A 22974-nucleotide genomic window follows, 5' to 3' on the forward strand; every position below is an offset into this window, starting at 1 on the left:
AAAAAGCCCGGCCGGAGCCGGGCGTTCCACCCACGGGAAAGGTCGCGGCGGGCGACGGACACGCCCGCCGGCGGGTCAGCTGCGCAGATCGAAGCGGTCGAGCTCCATCACCTTCGTCCAGGCGGCGACGAAGTCACTCACGAAGTGGGCCTCGCCATCGTTGGCGGCATAGACCTCCGAGAGTGCGCGCAGCTGCGCATTGGAGCCGAAGATCAGGTCGGCGATGGTGGCCGTCCAGCGCACCTCGCCGCTCGCGCGGTCGCGACCCTCGAAGACACCCTCCGCCGATTCCGACTTCTGCCACGCCGTGCGCATGTCGAGCAGGTTGCGGAAGAAGTCCGGGCTCAGCGTGCCGGGACGATCGGTGAACACGCCGTGCGCCGTGTTGCCGGCGTTCGCCGCAAGGCTGCGCAACCCGCCGATGAGCGCGGTCATCTCCGGCGCGGTGAGCGTGAGCAGGCTCGCGCGGTCGATCAGGGCCGTGGCGACATGCCCTTCCGCGCCACGGCGCACGTAGTTGCGGAAGCCGTCGGCGACCGGCTCGAGCACCATGAACGACTCGGCATCGGTCTGCTCGGCCGTCGCATCGGTGCGGCCCGGGGTGAACGGCACGACGATGTCATGGCCTGCCGCGCGCGCCGCCGCTTCGATCGCGGCGCCACCGCCGAGCACGATCAGGTCGGCGAGCGAGACGCGCTTGCCGCCGGCCTGCGCGCCGTTGAAGTCCTGCTGGATGCGCTCGAGTGCGACGAGCACCTGCGCGAGCTCGGCCGGATCGTTCGCTTCCCAGTCCTTCTGCGGCTCCAGGCGGATGCGCGCGCCGTTGGCGCCGCCGCGCAGGTCGCTCCCGCGGAACGTCGACGCCGAGGCCCACGCGGCCTTCACCAGCTGCGGGATCGAGAGCCCGGCGCCGAGGATGCGCGCCTTCAGTGCCTCGACGTCCTGCGCATCGACCAGTGCGTGGTCGACCGGCGGCACCGGGTCCTGCCAGATCAGGTCCTCGGCCGGCACCAGCGGGCCGATGTAGCGCGACTTCGGGCCCATGTCGCGATGCGTGAGCTTGAACCAGGCGCGCGCGAAGGCGTCGGCGAACTTGTCGGGATTCGCGAGGTAGTCGCGCGAAATCTGCTCGTAGACCGGGTCGAAGCGCAGCGCGAGGTCGGCGGTGGTCATCATCGGCTGGTGGAACCGGCCGGGCACGTGCGCGTCGGGCACGTTGCGGCCCGCGTCGCCGACCGGCTTCCACTGGTGCGCGCCGGCCGGGCTGGTGGTGAGCTCCCAGTCGAAGCCGAACAGCGTCTCCAGGTACGTCATGTCCCACTTCGTGGGCGTGGGCGTCCACGCGCCTTCCAGCCCGCTGGTGATGGTGTGCTCGCCGATGCCGCTCTCATAGGCGCTCTTCCAGCCGAAGCCGAGCTCCTCGATGTTCGAGCCTTCCGGCTCGCTGCCAACGTGGTGCGCGGGGCCCGCGCCGTGGCACTTGCCGAACGTGTGGCCGCCGGCGATCAGCGCGACGGTCTCGGCATCGTCCATCGCCATCCGGCCGAACGTATCGCGGATGTCGCGCGCGGAGGCGACGGGATCGGGCACGCCGTTCGGGCCTTCGGGGTTCACGTAGATCAGGCCCATCTGCACCGCCGCGAGCGGGCGCGAGAGTTCGCGCTCGCCGCTGTAGCGCTCGTCGCCGAGCCATGTGGACTCCGGGCCCCAGTCGATCGGCTGCGGCTCCCAGACATCCTCGCGGCCGCCGCCGAAACCGAAGGGCTTGAGCCCCATCGATTCGATGGCGACGTTGCCGGCGAGGATCATCAGGTCGGCCCACGACAGCTTCCTGCCGTACTTCTGCTTGATCGGCCACAGCAGGCGGCGCGCCTTGTCGAGGTTGCCGTTGTCGGGCCAGGAATTGAGCGGGGCGAAGCGCTGTTCGCCCGAGCGCGCGCCACCGCGGCCGTCGAAGATGCGGTAGGTGCCGGCGGCATGCCAGGCCATGCGGATGAAGAACGGGCCGTAGTGGCCGTAGTCGGCCGGCCACCAGTCCTGCGAATCCGTCATCAGCGCGTGCAGGTCGCGCTGCACCGCATCGAGATCGAGCGTGCGGAATTCAGCGCGGTAGTCGAAGTCCTCGAGCATCGGATCGCCGAGGCCCGAGTGCTGGTGGAGCATCCCGAGGTTGAGCTGGTCCGGCCACCAATGGGCATTGGTGCGCGTCTGCTTCGGCTTCGCGCCGTGCGCGACGGGGCACTTGGATTCGGCGTTCATGCGGTCGATCTCCTGTGGACGCCGATCGAGACGGCGCGGCTGCGGGGCGGGCATCGGGCTGCTGCGCGAGGATCACGGGCAGGCGGTCGACGACCGGTCACGGCTACCGTAGGCGCCCGCGGCCGATCTTGAAAATCGAACGTTTGGATCATCGGAATAGGCGATGCCTATCGACCAACAGTGCCCAAGGCACGGCGCACGGACCTTTGGCACGCGGCCTGTCGGCTCCGCACTGGGGTCATCCAGCACCGGCGGTAGATGGCCGGCGACGAGGCGTCGTTCAACGCCCGCCGACGCGCGACCGACTCAGGCCACGCCCAGCGGCAGGTTTGGCGACGACACCACCCGCTCGCCCACGGCTTCGCCACGCAGGAAGCGCAGCGCCGCCTCGATCACCGCCGGCTCGCTGAGCACGCGGCTGTGCCCGAGGCCCTGCGTGCTGAGCAGGCGCGCCTGCGGCCAGTGCCGCGCATAGCGTTCGCCCTCTTCCCACGGCACCACCGGATCGGCGACGTCGTGCACGATCAGCGCGGGCCGCGCGATCGCCGGGACCACCCGCTGCGCCTGCTGCTCGTCGAAGGCGATGCCGAGCCGCGACTGGAAGCCGGCCATCATCCGCTCGCACAAGGCGCGCCCCAGCCCGACGGTGCGCGCGAACCGATGCGCCGCCGCGACCGGATCCGCCGCCGGCGCGACGAGCACCGCGCGCTCGGCACTCAGGCCACGCACGAGCGCGAGCATCGCGGCCGCACCGCCCAGCGAATGCCCGATGACGGCGTGTGCGGGGCCGAACTGCGCGCCGACGCTCACCAGCACGTCGGTGAACTCGGGCAGCGTGGTGCGATCGCCGGGGCTCGCGCCGTGCGCGATCTGGTCGAAGGCGACGACCGCGAAGCCGGACTCGCGCAGGGCCGGCACCCAGGCGGCGATGCGCGCGCCGCTGCTCGCCCAGCCATGCGCGAACAGCACATAGGGCTGCGCTGCGGGATCGCCCCAGACATAGCCCGCCAGCCGGTGGCCGCAGGCGTGGATCTGCACCCGATGCGCACCCTCGGCCGGGACGCGCCGGTCGCGGCCGTGCGGATGCGGCGTGCAGAACATCGCGGCCGCGCGCCGCACGGCGCGACGCGGCGAGAGGCGTCGCACCGCCGCGAAGTAGAGGCGCACCGAGGCGAGCATCATCCTGTTTCGAACGATCGTGCTAATTCGGGGCGAGCGCACGGCCATGGCGGGTCCTCGGCGGTCAGGGGGTCGGGGCGTTGGCGCGGACGAGCCGGTCGAAGGCCGTCATGCCGCGGTGATAGGCGGGTGCATAGCCGTGCAGGCCGGCGTCGTGGTGAACGACCAGTGCGAGCGCGTAGAGCTCGAAGGCGAGCTGGTCGACGTCAGTGCCCGACGCGAGCTCGCCGGTGTCCACCGCCAGCCGCGCCGCGCGCGCGAGCTCCACGCGCCAGCGCGCCACCTGCGCGATGACGCGATCGCGCAGCGGCCCGGGGCGGTCGTCGTACTCGGCGGTCGCGCCGAGGAAGATACAGCCGCCGTCGTCCTTGTGCTGCGCCCAGTCGAACCAGCGGTCCATGATCGCGCGCAGCCGGGCCACGCCGCGCGGCGCCCGCAGCGCAGGCGCCAGCACGTGCTCCACGAAGCGCCGGCCGGCGTCGTCGAGCACGGCGAGCTGCAGGTCCTCGCGCGAGCCGAAGTGCGCGAACACCCCGCTCTTGGACATGCCCACCTCGCCCGCGAGGCCGCCGATGGAGATGCCCTCGAGCCCCGCCCGGCACGCGAGCCCGTAGGCGCGATCCAGGATCAGTTCCCGGGTCGCGGCGCCCTTGGTGACGGTGCGGCTGCTGCTCATCGGCCGAACATAGCACGACCGTTCTATTTTTCGACCGCCTTCGGACGGACGGCGTGCATGGCCCCGGCAGGACGAGGAGCGGCAGGCGGGGCCGTCACCGGGATCGGCCAGTGGCGCCGGGCGTTCGTCGCGTCAGTCGGCGATCGCGCCGGGGCGGTGGAACAGGTAGCCCTGCGCATGCGTGACGCCGATCGCGCGCATCGCCTCCGCTTCGGCGACGGTCTCCACGCCCTCGGCCACCAGCGTGATGCCCGTATGCGCGGCGAAGGCGACCATCCCGCGCACGAGGGCCTGCTTGGCGATGTCGGCATCGATCCCGCGCGTGAGCGACATGTCGAGCTTGACGATGTGCGGATCGGTGAGCAGCACGTGCCGCAGGCTCGCATAACCCGCACCGACGTCGTCGATCGCGATGCGCAGCCCCTGCGCACGCAGCGCCTGCGTCGCCTCGAGCAGGCGCGCGTAGTCGTCGACCGCGTCGTGCTCGGTGATCTCCACCACGATGCGTTCGAGCGGCAGGCCATCGAACAGGGCGCCGAAGCCGCCGGCCGCCACCGTTGCGGGCGACGCGTTCACCGACAGGTAAGCGCCGGCCGGCAGCTGCGCGAGCCCCGCGAGCGCGCTGCGGATCGCCGCGAGCTCGACTTCGACCCCAAGCCCGAGCGACCAGGCCTCGCGGAACCATGGCTCGGGCGAACCTTCCGCGGTGGGAAAGCGGGCGAGCGCCTCGACACCGGTCATGCCGGCGCCGTCGAGCGCGACGATCCGCTGGTAGACGATGCGCGGCTCGCCGCGGTCGATCAGCGCGCGCATCGCGCCGATGCGCGCGCGGTGGTCCTCGTTCGCGCGGGTGCTGGTCTGCAGCTGCTCGCCGATGAGCTCGGCGAGGAAGCGCAGGAACGCGACATCGCGTTCGCGATGCTCCGGCTGCGGCGCGAAGTTGATGCAGCACAGCGTGCCGAGCGCGCGGCCACCGGGCAGCCGCACCGGCACGCCCATGTAGGCGTCGATGTCGAGCGAGGCGGTGAGCGCAAGGGCACGGGTGCGCGGATCATGGCGCGCGTCGTAGACCGCCTCGGGGATCTGCCCGCACAGCAGGTGGTGGCAGTAGGAGTCCTCGCGCGGGAAGCGCATGCCCGGCCGCAGCGGTGCATCCGGCGAGGCGGCGTCGACGTCGCGGACCACCTTCTCCGCGCCGACGATCTCGGCCATGAAGCTCAGGCTGCCGCCGAGATAGCCACGCGCCGTCGCGAGCACGCGGCGGATGAAGGCATGGGACTCGGCGTCGAACTGCGTGACGGTCGGTTGCGGATCCATCGCGATCCTCGGGTTCACCGGGACTCGCGCCCACCATAGCCCGACCCGCGCACGGCGGGGAGAAGGCCCTGTGCCGCGTTTTTCCGCACGGGGCGCCCTGCCCGGCGGCCTGCGCATTGGCCTCGCCATGACGGCCTGGCGCCTAGAACGGGCAGGCGACCCGACGAGATCCGACGATGACGCGCCGTCCCGGCCTGTTCCCCACGTTTTTCCTCTCGGGCTTCGAATGCTCGACCTTCGAGTGGAAGGGGCGCGGGCGCCGCGACCTCGTCGACGAGACCCAGCACCGCGAGCATGCGCACGAGGACTATGCCCTGCTGCGACGCCTGGGCATCGCCGTCGCGCGCGAAGGCATTCCCTGGCCGAAGGCCGATCGCGGCGGCGTCTACGACTTCTCCTGCATCGATCCCTTCATCGACGCGATGAACGCATCGCAGGTGCTGCCGATCTGGGACCTGTGCCACTACGGCTACCCCGACGACGCCGACCCGTTCCATGGCGACTTCGTCGAGCGGTTCGCGCGCTACTGCCGCGCCGCGGCGGGCTACGTGACGCCGCGCGTGCGCGGGCCGCACTTCTTCACGCCGATCAACGAGATCACCTTCTGGGGCTTCTGCGGTGGCGAGTGGGGCTGGGCGGCGCCGTTCGGCCAGGACCGCGCGACGCGCCTGCGCTTCCGGAAGATCCTCTGCGAGGCCGCCGTCGCCGGCGTGCATGCCATCCGCGAGGTCGCCCCGGACGCGCGCATGGTGCACGTGGAGCCCCTCATCCAGGTCGTGCCGCCGAAGGATCGCCCGGACCTCGCCGACGAGGCCGAGCACGAGATGATTGCCGATGCCTGCTTCGCGTGGGACGTGTTGTTCGGCGCGAAGCATCCCGAGCTCGGCGGCGCACCGGAGGTGCTCGACATCATCGGTGCCAATGCCTATTCGTTCGGCCAGATGGAGTATCGCGAGCAGGGCCCGCACATGGCCCTGGAGCCGCAGGACGAGCGCATCCGGCCGTTGTGCGACCTGCTCGAGCGCGTCTGGACGCGCTACCGGCGGCCGATGCTGGTGTCGGAGACCAGCGGCCTGCGCGAGGGCCGCCCGGCCTGGCTCAAGGACGTGATGGAGGAATCGATGGCTGCGGTGAACCGCGGCATCACCCTGCACGGCATCTGCCTGTTTCCCGCCGTCGACATGCCCGACTGGCACACCGGCGAATGGCTGCATAACGGTATCTGCGACCTCGAGGATGTCGACGGGCGCCTGCGGCGCATGCCGTTCGCGCCGTATGTCGACGAGCTGCGCCGGTGGCAGAGGCTGCTCAATCGCGTGACCGAGCTCGACGAGGATCCCTTCAGCGATCCGGTGGAGTTGCAGGACGTCATCGATGCTGCAAGGCGCCTGAACGTGCAGGCCGATCGGGACTGGCACTGAGCCCGATGCCCGACCGTCGTTACGCGTTGCAGCGCTGTGGCGGGCAGCGGGTGAGAAGCAGTCGACGAGACACGCGGGGCGACGTCGGGGCGACACGCCTCGCTGATGCGCCGCGCGTCCCATGGCCTCGCGGCCGCGGCGTCCGCTCGACCGACGGGGTTCCGGGCATGCACTGCCTCTGATCGAGCACAGGCCGCAGACAATGCCTGCAGGTCGACCGGCACCGCGACGAATGGCATGCGCCCCGCCCTCGCGGCGTGCGTACAACGGAGATTCCAGCGCGGCCGGTCGCGCCGCCCTCCGAGGTCCGCATGCATTCCGTCGCGCACGAACTTCCGACGCGCACCCCGGCCACGCCGCGCCGTGCGGGCTTCACGCTGCTCGTCGCGGCGCTCGAAGCCGTGCACCTGGGGTGGGAACACACTCACGGCGGAATCGTGAGCCACCACCTGCTCAACGATCCGACGCTCCCGGCGATCTGGAACGGCTGGGGCCTGGTGCTGCTGCCGGCCCTGGCGTGGATGGCCTCGCGCCGGCTGTTCGGCCCGAACGGTCGTCGCGGGCCGGACGGACGCGTCGCAGCCGGGCTGCTCGGTGCTGCGCTCGCGGGGCTGGCGCTATCGGCTGCATTCCTCGCGGGTCGCGAGGACCTCGCCGGCGGTGTGCTCGTCGCCACCGCCATCGCCGCACTGGTCGTGCGCGCCTACCGCGTCGAGTACCTGCTCGGCTTCGCGCTCGGCATGACCTACACGTTCGGCGGCATCCTGCCGGTGCTCATCGGCAGCATCCTCGCGCTCGTGTCAGCCGCCTCGGCGTTCGTGCTGCGGCCGGGGCTCACGCGCGTGTGGCGGATGCTGCGACGCTGACGGCGCACCGCATCGCTGGACTCACCAGATCAGGTCGTCCGGCACTTCGAATTTCGCGTAGTAGGCATCGTCCTCGCTGGACGGGGCCGGCGCAGGATCGGCGGCGTGGTCGACCACGATCAGGCCCGCATCGCGTGTGCGCACCTTCTCGGCGGCCGCACGCGGCAGCAGGACGTGGCGGTCGTCGAGACGCGCGACCACCAGCGCGCCGCTGGCGAGCTGCGTGCGCTGCGCGGCGTCGACCAGCACGCAACGGATCGCCGGGCCGTCGACGAAGCGATACTCGATCTCGCCCGCGCCGCGCACCTGCTGCGTGTCGATGATCTGACGGGCCTGCGCGCGCTGCTCGCGCGCCTGGGCCTGCGCATTGCGCTCGGCGGCGAGCGCCCGGTCGCGCTCCACGCGCTCGGCCCGCGCGCGCTCGGCCTCGATCTGCTGCTCGGACGGTGCAGGCGGCGCCTTGCCCTGGCGCTGCTTGGCCTGCTCGCGCGCGGCCTGCGCGACCTGCGACTTCTTGACCAGCCCCGCCTTGAGCAGCTGGTCCTGCAAGAGATTCTTCATCGCGCCAGTCTAGTGGACCGGCGCCGACCCGCCCTGAATCCGCGCGGCGCACCGGCCGGAGCGATGCAAGCCCCCGGCCGGCGTCGCGCCGCTCAGCCGCGCTTGCGCGCGTCGATCCACGTCTGCACGCGACGCTCGAGCAGCGTGAGCGGCATCGCGCCGCCGCCGAGCACGGCATCGTGGAAGCCGCGGATGTCGAAGCGCGGGCCCAGCTCGGCCTCGGCCTTCCGGCGCAGCTCCTGGATCTTGAGCATGCCGATCTTGTAGCCGGTCGCCTGGCCCGGCCAGACGATGTAACGGCGCACTTCGGCCTCGATCGCCGGCAGCGGGATCGAGCTGTTCGCCGCCATGTAGTCGACCGCCTGCTTCTGCGTCCAGCCCTTGGCATGCAGGCCCGTATCGACGACGAGGCGGATCGCGCGCCACATTTCCGACGTGAGCCGGCCGTACTCGGAGTAGGGATCGGTGTACGTGCCCGGCATCTCGCGCGCGAGCCACTCCGCGTACAGGCCCCAGCCCTCGGCATAGGCATTGAAGTCGGCCTGCTTGCGGAACTCGGGCACGCCCTGCAGCTCCTGCGCGATCGCGATCTGCATGTGATGCCCGGGCAGCGCCTCGTGGTAGGCGATCGCCTCGAGCTGCGGAATCGGCATCGCGCCCATGTCGGACAGGTGCGCGTAGTAGACGCCCGGGCGCGAGCCGTCCGGCGTGCTCGGGTAGTAGTGCTGCGCGGCGCCGGCGACCTCGCGGAAAGGCTCGACGCGCTTGACCACCAGGTCCGCCTTCGGCAGCAGGCCGAAATAGTTGGGCAGCTGCGCCTTGATCGTCGCGATGGCCTTCGTCGAGGCGTCGAGATAGGCCTGCCGGCCCGCATCGGTGTTCGGGAACTTGAAGCGCTTGTCCGTGTCGACGAACCTGAAGAACGCCTTCAGGTCACCCTTGAAGCCGACCTTGTCCTTGAGTGCCTCCATCTCGCCGCGGATGCGCGCGACCTCGTCGAGGCCGATGCGGTGCACCTGCTCGGGCGTGAGGTCGGTGGTCGTCGAGGCGCGCAGGCGATCGGCGTAGTACGCGGCTCCGTCGGGATGGCGCGTGCCGACGCCCGACGGATTCACCGCCGCCTTCGCACGGTCCGCGCGGAACCAGTCGACCACGCCTGCGAATGCCGGCTTCACCGATTCGAGCAGCGCGGCGCGCGCCTCGGCCTTGAGTTGCGTGGCGCGCGCGGCATCGATCGTGCCCGCCTTGACGAGCGCGTCGGCCTTGGCCTGCGCGTCGGCCCACAGCGCGCTGTCCTTGCCCGTGGTGAACGGCGCGCCGGTGATCACGTTGCCGGCCTGCTCGATCACGCCGTCGTGCGTGAAGCGCGGCGGCCGGATGCCCGCGGCCGCCGAGCGCCGCACCTGCACCATCAGCTGGTCGAACGCGCGGCGCACCTCGCGCAGGCGGCCGACGTAGGCCACGTAGTCGGCCTCGGTCTCGACCTTGTGGAAGTTGATGAGGAACGTCGGCAGGAACGACTGCACGCCGCCCATTTGCTCGAACGGATAGCCGTGGTCGCGGAAGCGGTCGGCGCGCTGGGCGTTGCCGACCTGGTATTCGAAGATGTCCCACGAAAGTTTCGTTTCCGGGCCTAGGCGGTCGTAGGCGAACGAGGCCTTCATCTCCGCGAGCGCGGCCTGCTGCCAGGCGAGCTGCTTCTGCGCCGCCTCGCGCGACATGTCGTCGAGCTCGCCGTAGCGGTCCTTGCGCCCCTGCATGGTCATCGCCATCGGGCTGAGCTGCAGTTGCTCCTCGTACTTGCGCTCGAACCAAGCGTTGAGGCGCACGTCCTCGCTGGCGAGCGGCGGCGTCGCGCTCCGAGATACCGCCGGCGGGTTGGACGCGGTGTCGCTCGGGGCGACATGCGCGCACGCGCTGCACAGCGCGAGCGTGAGGGTGGAAAGGGCGAGCAGGCGGACCATGGGGACTCCGACACGAGGGCTTTCGCGGAAGGGCCGATCATGACGCAACAAGGATGTTGCGCGGCAGGGCCGTGCCGGGGACGGCGCGCGCCGATCGCGCCGGCCGGCCCACCGGCGACGCGACGAGCGGTCGTTGCGTCCATCCCCGGCATCGACTTGAATCGATGCGCCGAGCCTGTCGGCGGGGAAGGGATTTCCACCGCATGCCTATGTCGTCCTTCGTCGCGCGCTGCGCAGCCGTTGCGCTCTCACTCGCCCTCGCGCCGCTGCCCTGCCGGGCGGACAACGTCCTCTACAGCACGACGGAGCGTGACCTCGCCCCGCCGGGTGCCGTATTCCTCGATCGAAATGGCGACCTGTATCCCGACGCGGACGTCGAGATCCCCGTCGAAGACCTGCAGGTCGAGGCCGAAAACCCGTACGAGACGCTGAGCCTCAAGGGTTACTACCGGCGCGAGGCCGCGGCCGGGCGTGCGACGTGGCGCGCGCTGCTGGCGAGCGTCGGCGTCGCCGAGGCGCCAGGGGGCTTCGATACGACCTGGACGCATGTCCAGGATCGCCTGCGTGCGCGGGCCGTGGGGCGCATCGATGCGCTGAGCGGTCCCGCGCGGCGCCCCGTCTTCCTGCTCGTCCAGGGCTTCAACAACACGTTCCTCGAAGCGCACGACTGGTATCGCCGCGTGCGCCGCGACGTGCTCGCGCGCCAGCCCGATGCCGTGATCATCGAGGTGCTGTGGGACGGCGGCACCCATCCCTTCGCGGCGCCCGTGTGGTGGGTCGGGCAGAACAACTTCCGCTTCGCGGGCCTTTCGCTTCGACGCATCATCCGCGACATCGCACCCGAAACGCCGCTACGCATCATCTCGCACAGCTCCGGCGGCCCGGCGGTCGCCAATGCGCTCGGCGATGCGTCCGCCCCATTCCTCGCAGGACAGGACGCGGACGCCGAGCGCCACGAACGCTATTTCGAGCGCGCGGGCGCACGCACCGGACCGTACGCGCCGGGCCAGCGACGCGACCTGCGAATCGCGATGATCGTGCCGGCAGGTGCGCCGAATACGTTCTCGCGTTTCTCGGCCGGCGTCTCGACGCTGCCGCAGCGGCTCATCATCGGACAGAACGAGCGCGACTACGCGGTGACCAAGGCCGGGCTCGGTTGCGCGAAAGGCGGTGACACCTGCCTGGCTGTCCAGCTCGACGCGTTCTGCTCGACGCGCAGGCACCTGCGTCGGCTGTCGCCCGGCATGCAGGTGCTCGGCTTCGACATGTCGCGCTCCGCGAACGGGACCTCCAGCCCGAAGCTCGGGTTTCGCGAGGACCATGCGATGACCGCCTATGTACTGCGCGAGGACTGGCCGAAGATCCTCGACGCGCTGCTCGCCGATACGCCAGCCGCCGACGAGCTTTCGGGGCGCTGCGGAAGCTGAGCGATCCGACGGCGCGGCGACCCTGGAAGGCAACCCCTGCCATCCAGGGCACGCTGCGCGCTACTGCGGATCAGCCGCGGTGGACATCCGGGGTTCGGCGCACCACGTGACGGATGCCCGTCGCTGGCTGTCCTTCGCGATCGACGCAGGCCTGCGGAGCACCTGCCGCCTGCGGGCCCTGGTCGCGCGTGATCAGACCGCCGTCGTGTGCAGCCACGCCCGCACCGCCTCGGCGAACCCGGCCCCCCGCCGCGGATCGACGCCGAGGTAGAAGTCCGGCTCGATGAGCTCGACTTCCATCAGCATCCATCGCCCTTCGGCGTCGGGAACCGCATCGACGCGCGCGTACAGCAGCGGCTCATCGATCGCCGCGAGCGTGCGCTCGGCGAGCTCGAGCGCGCCCGCGGGCGGCGCATCGAGCAGCGTATAGGTGCCGCCGAACTGGACCTGGATGCGGAAGTCGCCCGCCACGGGGCGCTTGACGACGACATGGCTGAGCCGACCGCCGAAGAACAGCAGCGAGGTCTCGCCGGCCTGCTCGATCGTGGCCAGATAGGGCTGGATCATCGCGGCGCCGATCGGTGCGTCGACGAGCGCCTCCCCGCGACTCAGTCGCAGCGTCTTCCACGCGCCGGCCGAGATCGTCGGCTTGACGATCAGCTGCGTCGCGCCGGTCGCGTTGAATGCCGCGTCGACCTGGTCCTGCGTGACAGCGTCGGTCCAGGTCGTGGGCGGAATCGCGATGCCGCGCGCGGCCAGTCGCTCGAGGTAGCGCTTGTCGGAATTCCAGCCGAGCACCCGCGGCGGATTGGCGACCGGCAGCGCGGCCTCCGCCCACGAGCGACATGCGCGTTGCCAGCGCGCCGGGTCGGCGTGATAGCCCCAGGCGAGCAGCGGCAGGACCAGCGCGTAGCCGCGAAGGCCTTCGGCATCGTCGACGTGCGCGGTCCAGGGCGTCGGCACCGCGTCGATGCCGTCGGCGGCGAGCGCCACGCGCAGGCGCTCGAGCACGCCCGGCCAGACGTCGGCGAAGGAGGCATCGGCGGGATCGGGCGTGAGGACGGCAACGCGAGCCATGGGCATTTCCGGCGAACGGGAGCGCGAGTCTAGGCCGGCGGCCTTGCGTGGCACAGGCCGCTGCCCCATGCCCGCGACGTCTCCCATGCATGCCGCGCGGTGACACGCACATGCCCCGGTATCTCGCATGAGCTCTGCTCGCCGGTGTGCGCGGCGTGGCGGGCCGCTGCGCAGCGACCACGTGCGGGCCGTCCCGATACCCGCAATGGGCGCCATCGAATCCGATATTCCCGATGACGCGCAGACGTCAGTCGGACCCGGCCGTCCGCGCATCGTCCTGCCGCCGCTGCCAAGCCGCCAGCTGCGCGCGGTAGTGCTCGAGTTCCTCCTCGTACGCGTCGTTGACGCAGACCGTACAGCCGCTGCCGCAGCAGTCGCCCGGCAGGGGTTTTTCAGGCGGGCGCGGCGGCGGGTCGCAGGCGAGGTCCACGGTCGGTAGATCCGGTCGTGCGCGGACGCTTTCAAGGGCGCGGACCGCAGGCCTCCCGCCGCGCGATGCATTGCCGCGTCCATCCGTCCAAGAGAAGACGCCCCGGAAGACCGGGGCGTCCTTTCGCGCGGTGGATGGATCAGCCGAGCACGAGGCTCAGGCCATAGGCGCTGAGTACCGGGTTAATGCGCTCGAAGTACGTCTGCCGCTGCGAGCTCGACAGGCTGCAGTTGTCGTTGCTACCGGCCGGCAGGTTGCCGCCCGAGGTCAAGCCCTGCGCCTGGTTGCTGCCGGTGATCCACGAGCCGCCCGAGTCGCCGCGGCCCGTGCAGACGTTCGTCTGCGTGAGCCCGTACACCGGGCCGACCGAGTAGTTCACCGTGACGTTCTTCGCGGTGATCGAGCCGCACTTCCAGCCCGTGGTGCGGCCCGAGCGGCACAGTGCCGCGCCGATCGCCGCCTCGCTGCTGCCGCGCACCGGCACGTAGGCGCCCGTGCTGTAGTTGTAGACGAGGCCGTACAAGCTATGGCTGCTGCTCACGCTCACCCATGCGCGGTCGTTGGTCGGGAAGCGCGAGGCCTGGAACGTGCCCACGGACTGCCCGCTCACCGTCACGCTTGCGCCGGCGCTGCCGCAGTGGCCGGCAGTCGCGAAGCCGCGCGTGCCGCTGCGCGTGACTGAGAAGCCGATCGAGCACAGCGACGAGCCGTTGATGCGGTACTCGAGGCCGCCGACGATGTTCGCCATCGGCTCGACGGTGCCCGGCACGGTGTTGAAGCGCACGGTGGCCGCGTCGATGCCGCTGGCGGCGACGAAGTCGACCGCATTGTCGGTGCCGCCCGGCGCCACGTTCACGACCACACTGTTGGTGACCGGATCGACGTGCCAGGACTGCACGCCGCGCAGCATCTGTGCGCGGTTCGCGGCGAGGCGCTGCAGGTCGTCGAGGCGGCCCTTGGCATGGTCGAGCTGCTGCATCGAGAAGCGGACCTGGCGCATCTGCGCGCCCGGGACCGCAGCGCCGGCGCGCGTGCTCGCCACGACGTAGCGGAAGCTGCCGTCATCGGCGCGCTCGATCCAGCTGCCGGCGTAGTTCGCGCCGAACTGGCGACGCGCCACGCCGTCCTGCGTGGCGGCGAGGCGCTCGGTGCGCAGGTACTGCGCGACCTGCTGCGGGAAGATGCCGAGGTCGCGCTGCATGGCGAACTGCAGCTGCGGGTCGAACGAGTCCTGCGCCGAGGCGACGCCGGCGGAGAGCAGCGTGGCCGTGGTCATGGCCAGCGCGGTCGCGGCGGTGCGGACGGTGGAACGGGTGCGGGGCGATGCGTACATGCGTTGAAACTCCTTGGAGCGTTCGGGGGATGGTTACGGCTCGGGGGATACATCCATGGGGAACGCCCGGCGCGGCGCGTCCGTCGTGCCGGGCCGGCGGAGTCAAGCGAAGGCCGCACCCGTGAAAACGTGCTGCACGTCGCACTTGTCATGTACGCCGGTCACAACACGCGCGATTCCGGCGTATCGAGCCGCGGCAAGCGGCTGTAGATCCGAAGTGCAGCGCGATGTGCACTGCAGCAAAGGCCGTTCTCGTTGCACTGCACGATGGGATCGCGCGGCCGGTACACGCATTGCTTCGCGTTCTAGCAGCGCAATACGGCGGCGAATGCGGCGTCGGCGCGTGGCGTACTCCCGCGGCACCCGAAGCCGAAGCCTTCGCCATCTTTACTCTGGCGACCATCACGGTGCACGAACTGCAGCCGGGCTCGCGCACCTCCACAGTCGACGCCGGCGCGACCCCATCGCGCGAGTCGGGTGGCTGTCTGGTCGTGTTGGACGTTGCGCGGCTCGCCTCGGGCTCTGCGTCCGGGTTCCGCAGGGCCATCACCCGACCCGACGGTGCGACGCTCGCGGATGCGAGCACGCCCAGCTTCGAGGTGGCGCTGAAGCCGCTCGCCGCGCGCCGTAATGCACTCTGACGCGGCGCGCCGGGTCGCCTGTCGACCGTGGCCACCACGCCTGCCTCCGGACGGCCGCTGCACGCGTAGTGCCTCACCGACGCGCGGTGACGCCGCGCCCGCCCAGGAGCCTGCCGATGCGCCGCGTTCTCATTGCCCTGCTCGCCTGCCTCGCGCTCACCGCCTGCGCCGGCTTCCCGACGGCCGACGACGCACCGCCGCCCGGCGACGGCCTCACGGCGCAGGCGATCTTCGCGCGCAGCCTCGCGGCGCACGGCGGCGACCTGCACCGGCATCGCGGCGACATCAACCTGTCCACGGACGGCCGCTGGTACGGCCTGATCCAGCGCATCCAGCCGGTGGTGACGGACGCGCGCTACCGCATCACCTCCGAGGAGCGGTATCGCCCGGCCGACGGCATCTATGCGGTGCGCCACGCGGGGCCGGATGGCATCAAGCACGTACTGCGCTCGCCGGCGGGCCTGCGCGTGGCCTATCACGGCCGCGAGACGACCGATGCCGACAAGCGCACCGCCACGGCGATGACGAACGATGCCTTCCGCATGTTCCACTTCGGCCCGTCCTACTTCATCGACCGCGCGACGTCGCTCGAGCGCCTGGCCGACGCGCGCGAGGACGGGCGTCGCTACCACCGCCTGCTCGCCACGCTGCGCCCGGGCTTCGGCGAGGCCGCAAGCGACCAAGCGGTGCTGTGGATCGATGCCGGGACGTCCCGGCTCTATCGCATCCACCAGACGCTCAACGGATTTCCGACCACCATGGGCGCCCATGTCGACACGACGTTCCTCGACTACCGCCAGGTCGGCCCCTATGTATTCCCCGTGCAGTTCCTCGAGCGCGTGCGCGGCCCCTTGCGGCTCAAGGCGCATGCCTGGCGCGTGACCGCGATCGACCTCGACCGGGGCTGGTCGCTGGAGGACGTGAGCGACGCATCGGGATTCCGCGGCGCGGCGGCGCGGCCCGCCTCCGAGGTCGCGCGCTGATCCGCCGGCGTCGTCCGCACGAGGCTGTCGCGCTGGGCAGACCGCGCGTGCTCCGAAGGCTACGCGGCGACTACACCGGCATCGGCCGCAAGCCACGCGCCACGTTCACAAGGCGATCCGACGGCCGGCATGCGGCGCCGCGCCGGTCGCAGTGCCATCGCGCTTAGAGTCTCACCGCCCTCTCTCTCCCCGGAGTTCCCCATGCGTCCCCTTCGCTGGCTCGTCATTCCGCTCATGCTGGCCGCGGCGTCCGCCGCCGCCCAGGATTTCTCGAAAGCGCAGATCAAGGCCACGGCGCTGCGCGGTGGCACGCACCTGCTCACGGGCGCCGGCGGCAACATCGTTGCGAGCGTCGGCAGTGACGGCGCCTGGATCGTCGACGACCAGTACGCGCCGATGTCCGACAAGATCCTCGCCGCCCTCAAGGTGCTCGGCGACAGGCCGCTGCGCTTCGTGATCAACACGCACTGGCATGCGGACCACACGGGTGGAAACGAGGCGATGGGCAAGTCCGGCGCGGTGGTGATGGCGCACCACAATGTCCGCACGCGCATGGGGACCGCGGGCACGTTCCGCGGTGAGAAGCGTGACGCGGCGCCCGGCGGCGCGCTGCCCGTCGTGACTTTCGACGATGGCGTCAGCCTGCACCTCAATGGCGACCATGTGCAGGCGCGCCACGTCGCGCATGCCCATACCGACGGCGACGTGCTCGTGAAGTTCGAGAAGGCCAACGTGCTGCACATGGGCGACGTCTACTTCAACGGGCTCTACCCCTTCATCGACCTCGAGTCCGGCGGCAGCATCGATGGCTTCCTCGCGGCGATCCGCGCGGGCGTCGCGATGGCGGACGAGGCCACGCTCGTCGTGCCCGGGCACGGGCCGGTCAGCAATCGCGCCGAGCTCATCGCCTACGGTGACATGCTGCAGCGCTATCGCGATGCCATCGCCGCGATGAAGCGCGAGGGCAAGTCGCTGCAGCAGGTGATCGCCGCGCGGCCGACCGCCGCCACCGACGAAGCGCTCGGCAAGGCCTTCATCAAGCCGGACCAGCTGGTGACATCGATCTACAACAGCCTCTGAGGCACCGCCGCGGCGACGCGCTGTCGGTCTGCACACGCAGAAGGCCCCATGACGGGGCCTTCTGCGGGGCGGATGACGCAGGGATCAGTGCTTCGTCGCGGCCATCGGCGCGGCATCGTCAGCAACAGGCTTCAGCGTCAGCGAGAGTTCCTCGAGCTCGGCGATCTCCGCCTCGATCGCCTCGTGCAGCTCGCCGGCACGCACCATTAGGTCCTCGATGCGCTCGGCCTGCTTGAGCTTCTTGAGCTCGCCGTCGAAGAGCAGCCACTGCGTGGACAGGCGCTCGACGTTGTTCCTGGAGTAGTGGCGCATCTCCTTGAGCTGCGTGAGCGTGTCGTTCACATGATCGAACGGTGTCTTGGTGTCGGCGGACATTACGACCTCCTGTTTCGTGGTGACGCCGCAGCATCGTCCATCGCGGCTGTCTCCACGCGGAACGGGGGCAACGCATTGACGCTCGATGCCGCGCACATCGTGCCCTCGTGGATGCCGCATGGTCATGCACGCCGGCGAAACGAACCCACTCGAGCGACCCGCGCGCGTGGTGCCCGTGCAGCGAGTGCCAACAAAAAAGCCCCGCCGAAGCGGGGCTTTCCGTCTGCCGGCGGCGTCAGCAGCAGCCGAGAGGGCATCCCGAGGCAGCCCAGGCGGCGAATGCAGCCGAAAACAGCGCGACACCGGTCAGAACCTTGCCGAACTTCACGGATCACCTCCTTTCGAGTGGACGTCGGGTCGATCGTAGCCATCGATGCGCGCGGTGTCAGCGTGAAATCCCGCTGCCCGGTGAATGACGGTGCGATCTGTTACGCGCAACACACCCGCTATGCGAAGCACTGCGCGTCGCGGTTCAATCGGCGGTCCTCCCCGCGCGATTCCGGCCCGGTCACGCTCGCGACCGCAGTGCTGCTCAGTACTTCACCGAGCAACCGTACGGCCGCGACACCTTGACGCTGACCGGCTTGCCCGCCGCCAGCTCCGCGAGCGCCTGCGGCACGAACTGCGTCGCCTTGGCGATGTCCGAGGGATCCGGGCTCGGAATGCTGTCGATGCCACCCGCATAGCGCAGCACGCCCTTCGCATCGATGACATACATGTGCGGCGTGGTCTTCGCCCCGTAGGCGCGACCGGTCGCGCCGGTGGGGTCGAGCAGGTAGGCCGTCTGCGCTGCGCGGGCCTGCGTTCGAACGCGCTCGGCCCCCGCGGCGTCGGTGTGGCCCTGCTTGCCGGGCGCGGAGGAGTTGATGCTCAGCCAGACGACGCCGTTGCCGGTCGCGGCGCGCTGCTGCGACTGCATGTTCCCCGAGCCGTAGTGCTTCTTCACGAACGGGCATTCGTGGTTCGTCCATTCGAGCACGACGGTCTTGCCCTTGAACTCGGCGAGCGAGCGCGTCTTGCCCTTCGAGTCGACGAGCTTGAAGGCGGGCGCCGGTTCGTCCACGGTCGCGGCGGCGACGTCGGGCGAGGAGGTCAGCATCAGGGCCGCGGCGGCGGCGATGGCAAGCGCGGTGGCGATGAGCTTGGCTTTCATGGTCGGTCTCCTGGTGGGAACGTCACATCGAACGGATGGCGTCGGCGACGCCGTCGGCGGTGAGCAGTTGCGGCAGCACGCGCGGTTCGCCGCCACCGCGCGGATACAGCACGTAGAGCGGCACGCCGGTGCGGCCGTAGCGCTGCAGGTAGCGGGTGATCGCCTCGTCCTGGCGGGTCCAGTCGCCCTTGAGGTAGGCGACGTCGTGCGCGGCGAGCGCCTCGCGCACGACATCGCTCGACAGCGCGACCCGCTCGTTCGCCAGGCACGTGATGCACCAGGCTGCGGTCATGTTGACCAGGACGGGGCGTCCTGCGGCGCGCAGCTCGGCGAGGCGCGCCTCGCTCCACGGCTCCGCGCCGGTCTCTTTCCCACTGCGCGCCGTGCCGGCGGCATCGGCCGCGGCCGGTGCGGCGGCGGTGAGCGGCAGGGCGATCGCCGTCGCGAGCGTGGCGACGACGACAAGGGCCGCGGCGGCGCGCAGCCGCGGTGAGCGCAGCGCCGGGCGACGCCCGTGGATCCACAGTGCGAAGGCCAGCGCGATGAGTGCGGCGAGCAGCCGGGCCATGCCGAGTGCCGACGTCTGCTCGCCATATACCCACAGCAGCCAGACGACGGTGAGATAGAGCGGAAAGGCGAGCAGCTGGCGGAAGCCTTCGAGCCACGGCCCCGAACGCGGCAGCGCACGCGCGAGCGCCGGAACGAAGCCCAGCAGCAGCATCGGCGCGGCGAGCCCGAGCCCGAGCGCCACGAACACCGCGAGCGCGGCGGCGGCTGGCTGCGCGAGTGCCCAGCCGAGCGCCGTTCCCATGAAGGGCGCCGTGCAGGGGCTCGCGACGACGACGGCGAGCGCGCCGGTAAAGAACGAGGCGCGTGCGCCGTGGCCCTCGGTCAGGCGCTGGCCCACGCCCATGAAGCGCCCACCCAGTTCCCACACCCCCGAGAACGACAGGCCCATCGCGAACAGCAGGAGCGCGACGGCGGCGACGAACCGCGGGTCCTGCAGCTGGAAGCCCCAGCCCAGCTCCTGGCCGCCCGCGCGCAGGGCGAGCAGCACGCCGGCGAGCACGAGGAACGTCACGACCACGCCGAGGGCATACCAGACGCCGTGCCGACGCAGTTCCGCACGGTCATCGGCCGAGCCGAGCGCGCCCATCGCCTTGATCGAGAGCACGGGAAAGACGCAGGGCATCAGGTTGAGGATCAGCCCGCCGACGAAAGCGAGCAGCAGCGCGGGCAGGAGCGTGAGTGGCTCGACCGCCGCGCGGCCCGCACCCTCCTCGCGCGGTGTCACCGCGGCCCCGCGCGCCGTGGTGCCCACCGCACGCGCCGTGAAGCGCCAGGCGCGGGGTCCGTCGACCGCGACCAGCGCGACCTCGGCCGGCATCGCGCTGAAGTATTCGCTCTTCGGCCAGCGGGCCGCCCACCCGTCGCCCGTGCGGCGCCAGGCCGGGGTCGCGCCATTGGCGGCGACTTCCGCCGTCTCCGGAAACCACTGCCAGCGCGAAGGATCGCCCTCGACGCCGCGGAGCACGAGGTCGATCGCATCGCCCTGCGTCGCGACCGTGAGCGTGCCGGGCGCGGGACGCGGCAGGTCCGCGCGGGCCGCGGCGAAATCGTCGCGCCAGCGCGCGTCGGCGCTCGCCTCCGCGGCGATCGGCAGTTCCAGCGCGTACGTCGCCTTGCCGGGAATGCACTCGACCTCGCAGATCAACCAGTTCGCCGCGGCGCGCACCGGCAGGGTCGGTGCCGCGTAGCCGGCGGGGATCCAGATCGTCACCGGCAGCAGGCGGCGGCCGGCGTAGCCGAAGTTCACGATCTCCGAAAGCACGAAACGCTGCGGCCGCGGCCAGTCGATCGGTTGGGCGACCACGCCGTCGGGAAGATCGAGCTCGATCTCGGTGGGCAGGCCCGAGTCGCCGGGGTTGCGCCAGTAGGTGTGCCAGTGCGGATCGTGCTCGAGCAACAGGCCCAGCGTGAGGCGGGTGCCGGGCACCGCGGCGTCGGCCTCGGCGACCAGGCGCGATTGCAGGTGGTCCGTGCGCACCGCCGGTGACGCGGCCATCGCGCTCGGAGCGGCCAGCAGCCCGAAGGCGAGCACGAGCAGCGCGAGCATGCGAACCGCACCGGCGCCCCCGAATCGGCTGCGGAACGCGGCGGCATGCCACATGCGCACGCTCACGGTCGCAGGGCGGAGTCGTCGGGTATCGCGCATGGTCAGTCGGGTTCCATCGATCGCTGCATCGGCGGGGACTCGAACGGGCCGCACCGCATCATCCGGCACCGGCTCGGACGCCATCGTGCATCGCAGGCGTGCCGCGCGACGATCGCCGGGACGAATCCACGGTTTCCCGGGACGAAGCACCGACGGGCCGTTGCGGGCCCCCGGGGCGAGGTCTAGCCTGCTGCACGATGCGGACCTTTCCCTGGCTCATCGTCGTCGGCGTGCTCGGCTGGTGGGTCCTCAACGGGCTCATCTCGACCGTGCAGATGCTCGCGATCCTCGAGGCGCGCGGCCGGCCCGCGAGCGTCGACGGCGTGCTGGTGTCGGAGATGGGCAGCGCGCTGCTGTGGGTGCCCGCCACGCTCTGGCTGCTGTGGTGCACCGCGCGCCGTCCGTTCGAGCGCGAGCGCTGGCTCGGCTCGCTCGCCATCCTCGTCGCCGCCGCATTCGTCGCCGGCGCGTTCCGGGCGTCGGGCGTGCTCCTGCTGCATCCGTGGGTCGGTCCGTACAACGCGCCGCCCCAGTGGGACGAGATCTTCATCGGCAACGTCGTCAAGGACATGCTGCGCGGCGGCCTGATCATCGGCGTCGGGCATGCGTTGGTCTATGCGCAGCGCGCCCGCATGCAGGAGCGGCAGGCGCGCGAGCTGCAGGAGCGACTGACACAGGCGCGACTCGATGCGCTGTCGGCGCAGCTGAACCCGCACTTCCTGTTCAATGCGCTCAACTCGATCGCCGAGATGGTGCATCACGACGTCGATGCCGCCGACCGCATGCTCGTGCAGCTCGGCGGCATCCTGCGCTACAGCCTGGAATCGAGCCGCGAGCAGCTCACCTCGCTGCAGGACGAGCTCGAGGCGATCGACGGCTACATCGGCATCGAACAGGTGCGCCTCGGTGGGCGGCTCCGCTTCCGCCGCGACGTGGAGCGGGACGCGCTGCATGCACGCGTCCCGCGCCTGATGCTGTTGCCGCTGGTCGAGAACGCGGTGACCCACGCCGCCGCGCTGCGCGCGTCACCGAGCGAGGTCACCGTGCGCGCCGCGCTGCGCGACGGGCGGCTCCTGGTCGAGGTGCTCGATGACGGCCCGGGTGCGCCCGGGCGCGCGGGCTTCGGCGTGGGCCTCGCGAACACGCGCGGCCGGCTCGAATGCCTGTACGGCGCTGACCAGTCGCTCGCGATCACGACGCTGCCGAACGGCGGCACGCGCGTGGCCGTCTCGCTGCCCCTGCATCACGCCGCCGCCAATGCCTGAGGCCGACCTGCGCGTGCTCGTGGTGGATGACGAGCCGATGGCCCGCGCGCGACTGCTGCGCATGCTCGGCGGCGAGCACGGCGTGGAGGTCGTCGGCGAATGCGATACGGGTGCGAGCGCCGCGCAGGCGCTCGCGGACCTGAAGCCGGACCTCGTCTTCCTCGACATCCAGATGCCGGGCATGGACGGCTTCGGCGCGCTGCATCGCGCCGCACCGGCGTGGCGACCGGGCGTGGTCTTCGTCACCGCCTTCAGCGAGCATGCGGTCGATGCGTTCGAGCACGGTGCGGTGGACTACCTGCTCAAGCCCTATTCGCGGGAACGACTGCGCCTGGCGCTGGACCGGGCGCGTGCGCAGCGCCAGCGCGCGACCGCCGACGCGGTGCCCGCGTACCCGGAGCGCCTGGCCGTGCCGGTGGGACATCGCCTGCGCATGGTTCCGGTGCAGTCGATCGACTGCGTGGTCGCCCAGCTGAACTACGTCGAGCTGCACGCGGGCGCCGAGCGCATGGTGTTGCGCGAAACCATGGCAGCGATGGAGGCCCAGCTCGACCCGCGCCATTTCATCCGCATCCACCGCTCGCGCATCGTGCGCATCGCGGCGGTCACCGACATCGAGACGCTCGAATCCGGGCAGTACGTGCTGCGGCTCGCCTCGGGCGCGCGGCTGGGGAGCGGCCCCTCGTATCGCGAGCGGGTACGCCAAGCCTTTCGGCTGCGCGGGCCCTAGGGCCCAGCTCCGCGGGCGTGCA

At 71.0% G+C, this 22974-nt stretch carries 20 protein-coding genes; 8 read left to right on the top strand and 12 right to left on the bottom strand.

The window, feature by feature from the left end; all coding sequences use genetic code 11:
• Positions 1-75 precede the first annotated feature (75 nt).
• The 4 genes from katG to ACYVJJ_RS04790 all read right to left on the bottom strand — a co-directional run bounded on the left by katG (position 76) and on the right by ACYVJJ_RS04790 (position 5449).
• On the bottom strand, positions 76-2259 hold the full coding sequence (gene katG, locus ACYVJJ_RS04775; protein ID WP_460831540.1) for a catalase/peroxidase HPI: 2184 nt from the start codon (positions 2257-2259) through the stop codon (positions 76-78).
• A gap of 306 nt (positions 2260-2565) precedes the next feature.
• Positions 2566-3438: an alpha/beta hydrolase gene (locus tag ACYVJJ_RS04780; RefSeq protein WP_460831541.1), complete on the bottom strand. Its 873-nt coding sequence runs from the start codon at positions 3436-3438 to the stop codon at positions 2566-2568.
• A 64-nt stretch (positions 3439-3502) separates the two neighbouring features.
• Positions 3503-4114, bottom strand: a complete 612-nt coding sequence (locus tag ACYVJJ_RS04785; protein WP_460831543.1) for a TetR/AcrR family transcriptional regulator — start codon at positions 4112-4114, stop codon at positions 3503-3505.
• A 132-nt stretch (positions 4115-4246) separates the two neighbouring features.
• Entirely contained in the window at positions 4247-5449 is a 1203-nt protein-coding gene (locus ACYVJJ_RS04790; RefSeq protein ID WP_460831545.1) for a sensor domain-containing phosphodiesterase, read from the bottom strand.
• Between the two features lie 158 nt (positions 5450-5607).
• Here ACYVJJ_RS04790 and ACYVJJ_RS04795 point away from each other — a divergent pair, with 158 nt between their 5' ends.
• Both ACYVJJ_RS04795 and ACYVJJ_RS04800 read left to right on the top strand, forming a co-directional pair.
• Entirely contained in the window at positions 5608-6852 is a 1245-nt protein-coding gene (locus ACYVJJ_RS04795) for a glycoside hydrolase family 1 protein (RefSeq protein WP_460831547.1), read from the top strand.
• 311 nt (positions 6853-7163) lie between these two features.
• The gene (locus ACYVJJ_RS04800; protein ID WP_460831549.1) at positions 7164-7718 is read left to right on the top strand and encodes a hypothetical protein; all 555 of its coding nucleotides are present in this window, start codon (positions 7164-7166) and stop codon (positions 7716-7718) included.
• Between the two features lie 21 nt (positions 7719-7739).
• Here ACYVJJ_RS04800 and ACYVJJ_RS04805 read toward each other — a convergent pair whose 3' ends face one another.
• Complete coding sequence (locus ACYVJJ_RS04805) at positions 7740-8279, bottom strand: DUF2058 domain-containing protein (RefSeq protein WP_460831551.1); 540 nt, start codon at positions 8277-8279, stop codon at positions 7740-7742.
• Between the two features lie 92 nt (positions 8280-8371).
• Entirely contained in the window at positions 8372-10243 is a 1872-nt protein-coding gene (locus ACYVJJ_RS04810; RefSeq protein ID WP_460831553.1) for a DUF885 domain-containing protein, read from the bottom strand.
• A gap of 203 nt (positions 10244-10446) precedes the next feature.
• Between ACYVJJ_RS04810 and ACYVJJ_RS04815 the strand changes: the two genes are divergently transcribed.
• Positions 10447-11670, top strand: coding sequence for a hypothetical protein (locus ACYVJJ_RS04815; RefSeq protein ID WP_460831555.1), 1224 nt, complete (start codon positions 10447-10449; stop codon positions 11668-11670).
• A 192-nt stretch (positions 11671-11862) separates the two neighbouring features.
• Here the strand turns inward: ACYVJJ_RS04815 and ACYVJJ_RS04820 are convergent, their stop codons facing one another.
• The 3 genes from ACYVJJ_RS04820 to ACYVJJ_RS04830 form a co-directional block, all read right to left on the bottom strand.
• Positions 11863-12747 (bottom strand): ATP-grasp domain-containing protein, encoded by an 885-nt coding sequence (locus tag ACYVJJ_RS04820; RefSeq protein ID WP_460831557.1) that lies wholly within the window; start codon positions 12745-12747, stop codon positions 11863-11865.
• Between the two features lie 247 nt (positions 12748-12994).
• Positions 12995-13177: an oxidoreductase-like domain-containing protein gene (locus tag ACYVJJ_RS04825; RefSeq protein ID WP_460831559.1), complete on the bottom strand. Its 183-nt coding sequence runs from the start codon at positions 13175-13177 to the stop codon at positions 12995-12997.
• Between the two features lie 139 nt (positions 13178-13316).
• The gene (locus tag ACYVJJ_RS04830) at positions 13317-14510 is read right to left on the bottom strand and encodes a S1 family peptidase (RefSeq protein ID WP_460831560.1); all 1194 of its coding nucleotides are present in this window, start codon (positions 14508-14510) and stop codon (positions 13317-13319) included.
• Positions 14511-14737: 227 nt separating this feature from the next.
• On the opposite strand from ACYVJJ_RS04830, the gene ACYVJJ_RS04835 reads away from it, so the two are divergent.
• The 3 genes from ACYVJJ_RS04835 to ACYVJJ_RS04845 all read left to right on the top strand — a co-directional run bounded on the left by ACYVJJ_RS04835 (position 14738) and on the right by ACYVJJ_RS04845 (position 17214).
• A complete protein-coding gene (locus ACYVJJ_RS04835) occupies positions 14738-15151 on the top strand; it encodes a hypothetical protein (RefSeq protein ID WP_460831561.1) in 414 nt (137 codons plus the stop codon).
• A 116-nt stretch (positions 15152-15267) separates the two neighbouring features.
• Positions 15268-16134 (top strand): hypothetical protein, encoded by an 867-nt coding sequence (locus tag ACYVJJ_RS04840; protein WP_460831563.1) that lies wholly within the window; start codon positions 15268-15270, stop codon positions 16132-16134.
• Positions 16135-16335: 201 nt separating this feature from the next.
• The gene (locus tag ACYVJJ_RS04845) at positions 16336-17214 is read left to right on the top strand and encodes an MBL fold metallo-hydrolase (RefSeq protein ID WP_460831564.1); all 879 of its coding nucleotides are present in this window, start codon (positions 16336-16338) and stop codon (positions 17212-17214) included.
• Between the two features lie 84 nt (positions 17215-17298).
• Here ACYVJJ_RS04845 and ACYVJJ_RS04850 read toward each other — a convergent pair whose 3' ends face one another.
• The 3 genes from ACYVJJ_RS04850 to ACYVJJ_RS04860 form a co-directional block, all read right to left on the bottom strand.
• Complete coding sequence (locus tag ACYVJJ_RS04850; protein WP_460831566.1) at positions 17299-17589, bottom strand: hypothetical protein; 291 nt, start codon at positions 17587-17589, stop codon at positions 17299-17301.
• Between the two features lie 532 nt (positions 17590-18121).
• Positions 18122-18742: a thioredoxin family protein gene (locus ACYVJJ_RS04855; RefSeq protein WP_460831568.1), complete on the bottom strand. Its 621-nt coding sequence runs from the start codon at positions 18740-18742 to the stop codon at positions 18122-18124.
• 22 nt (positions 18743-18764) lie between these two features.
• Positions 18765-20858 (bottom strand): protein-disulfide reductase DsbD family protein, encoded by a 2094-nt coding sequence (locus tag ACYVJJ_RS04860; RefSeq protein ID WP_460831570.1) that lies wholly within the window; start codon positions 20856-20858, stop codon positions 18765-18767.
• Positions 20859-21154: 296 nt separating this feature from the next.
• On the opposite strand from ACYVJJ_RS04860, the gene ACYVJJ_RS04865 reads away from it, so the two are divergent.
• Together ACYVJJ_RS04865 and ACYVJJ_RS04870 are read left to right on the top strand one after the other, a co-directional pair.
• Positions 21155-22222 (top strand): sensor histidine kinase, encoded by a 1068-nt coding sequence (locus ACYVJJ_RS04865; RefSeq protein WP_460831572.1) that lies wholly within the window; start codon positions 21155-21157, stop codon positions 22220-22222.
• On the top strand, positions 22215-22952 hold the full coding sequence (locus tag ACYVJJ_RS04870; RefSeq protein ID WP_460831573.1) for a LytR/AlgR family response regulator transcription factor: 738 nt from the start codon (positions 22215-22217) through the stop codon (positions 22950-22952). The genes ACYVJJ_RS04865 and ACYVJJ_RS04870 overlap by 8 nt, the downstream gene beginning before the upstream one ends.
• Positions 22953-22974 lie beyond the last annotated feature (22 nt).

This window comes from Lysobacter humi (ex Lee et al. 2017) (assembly GCF_054781815.1).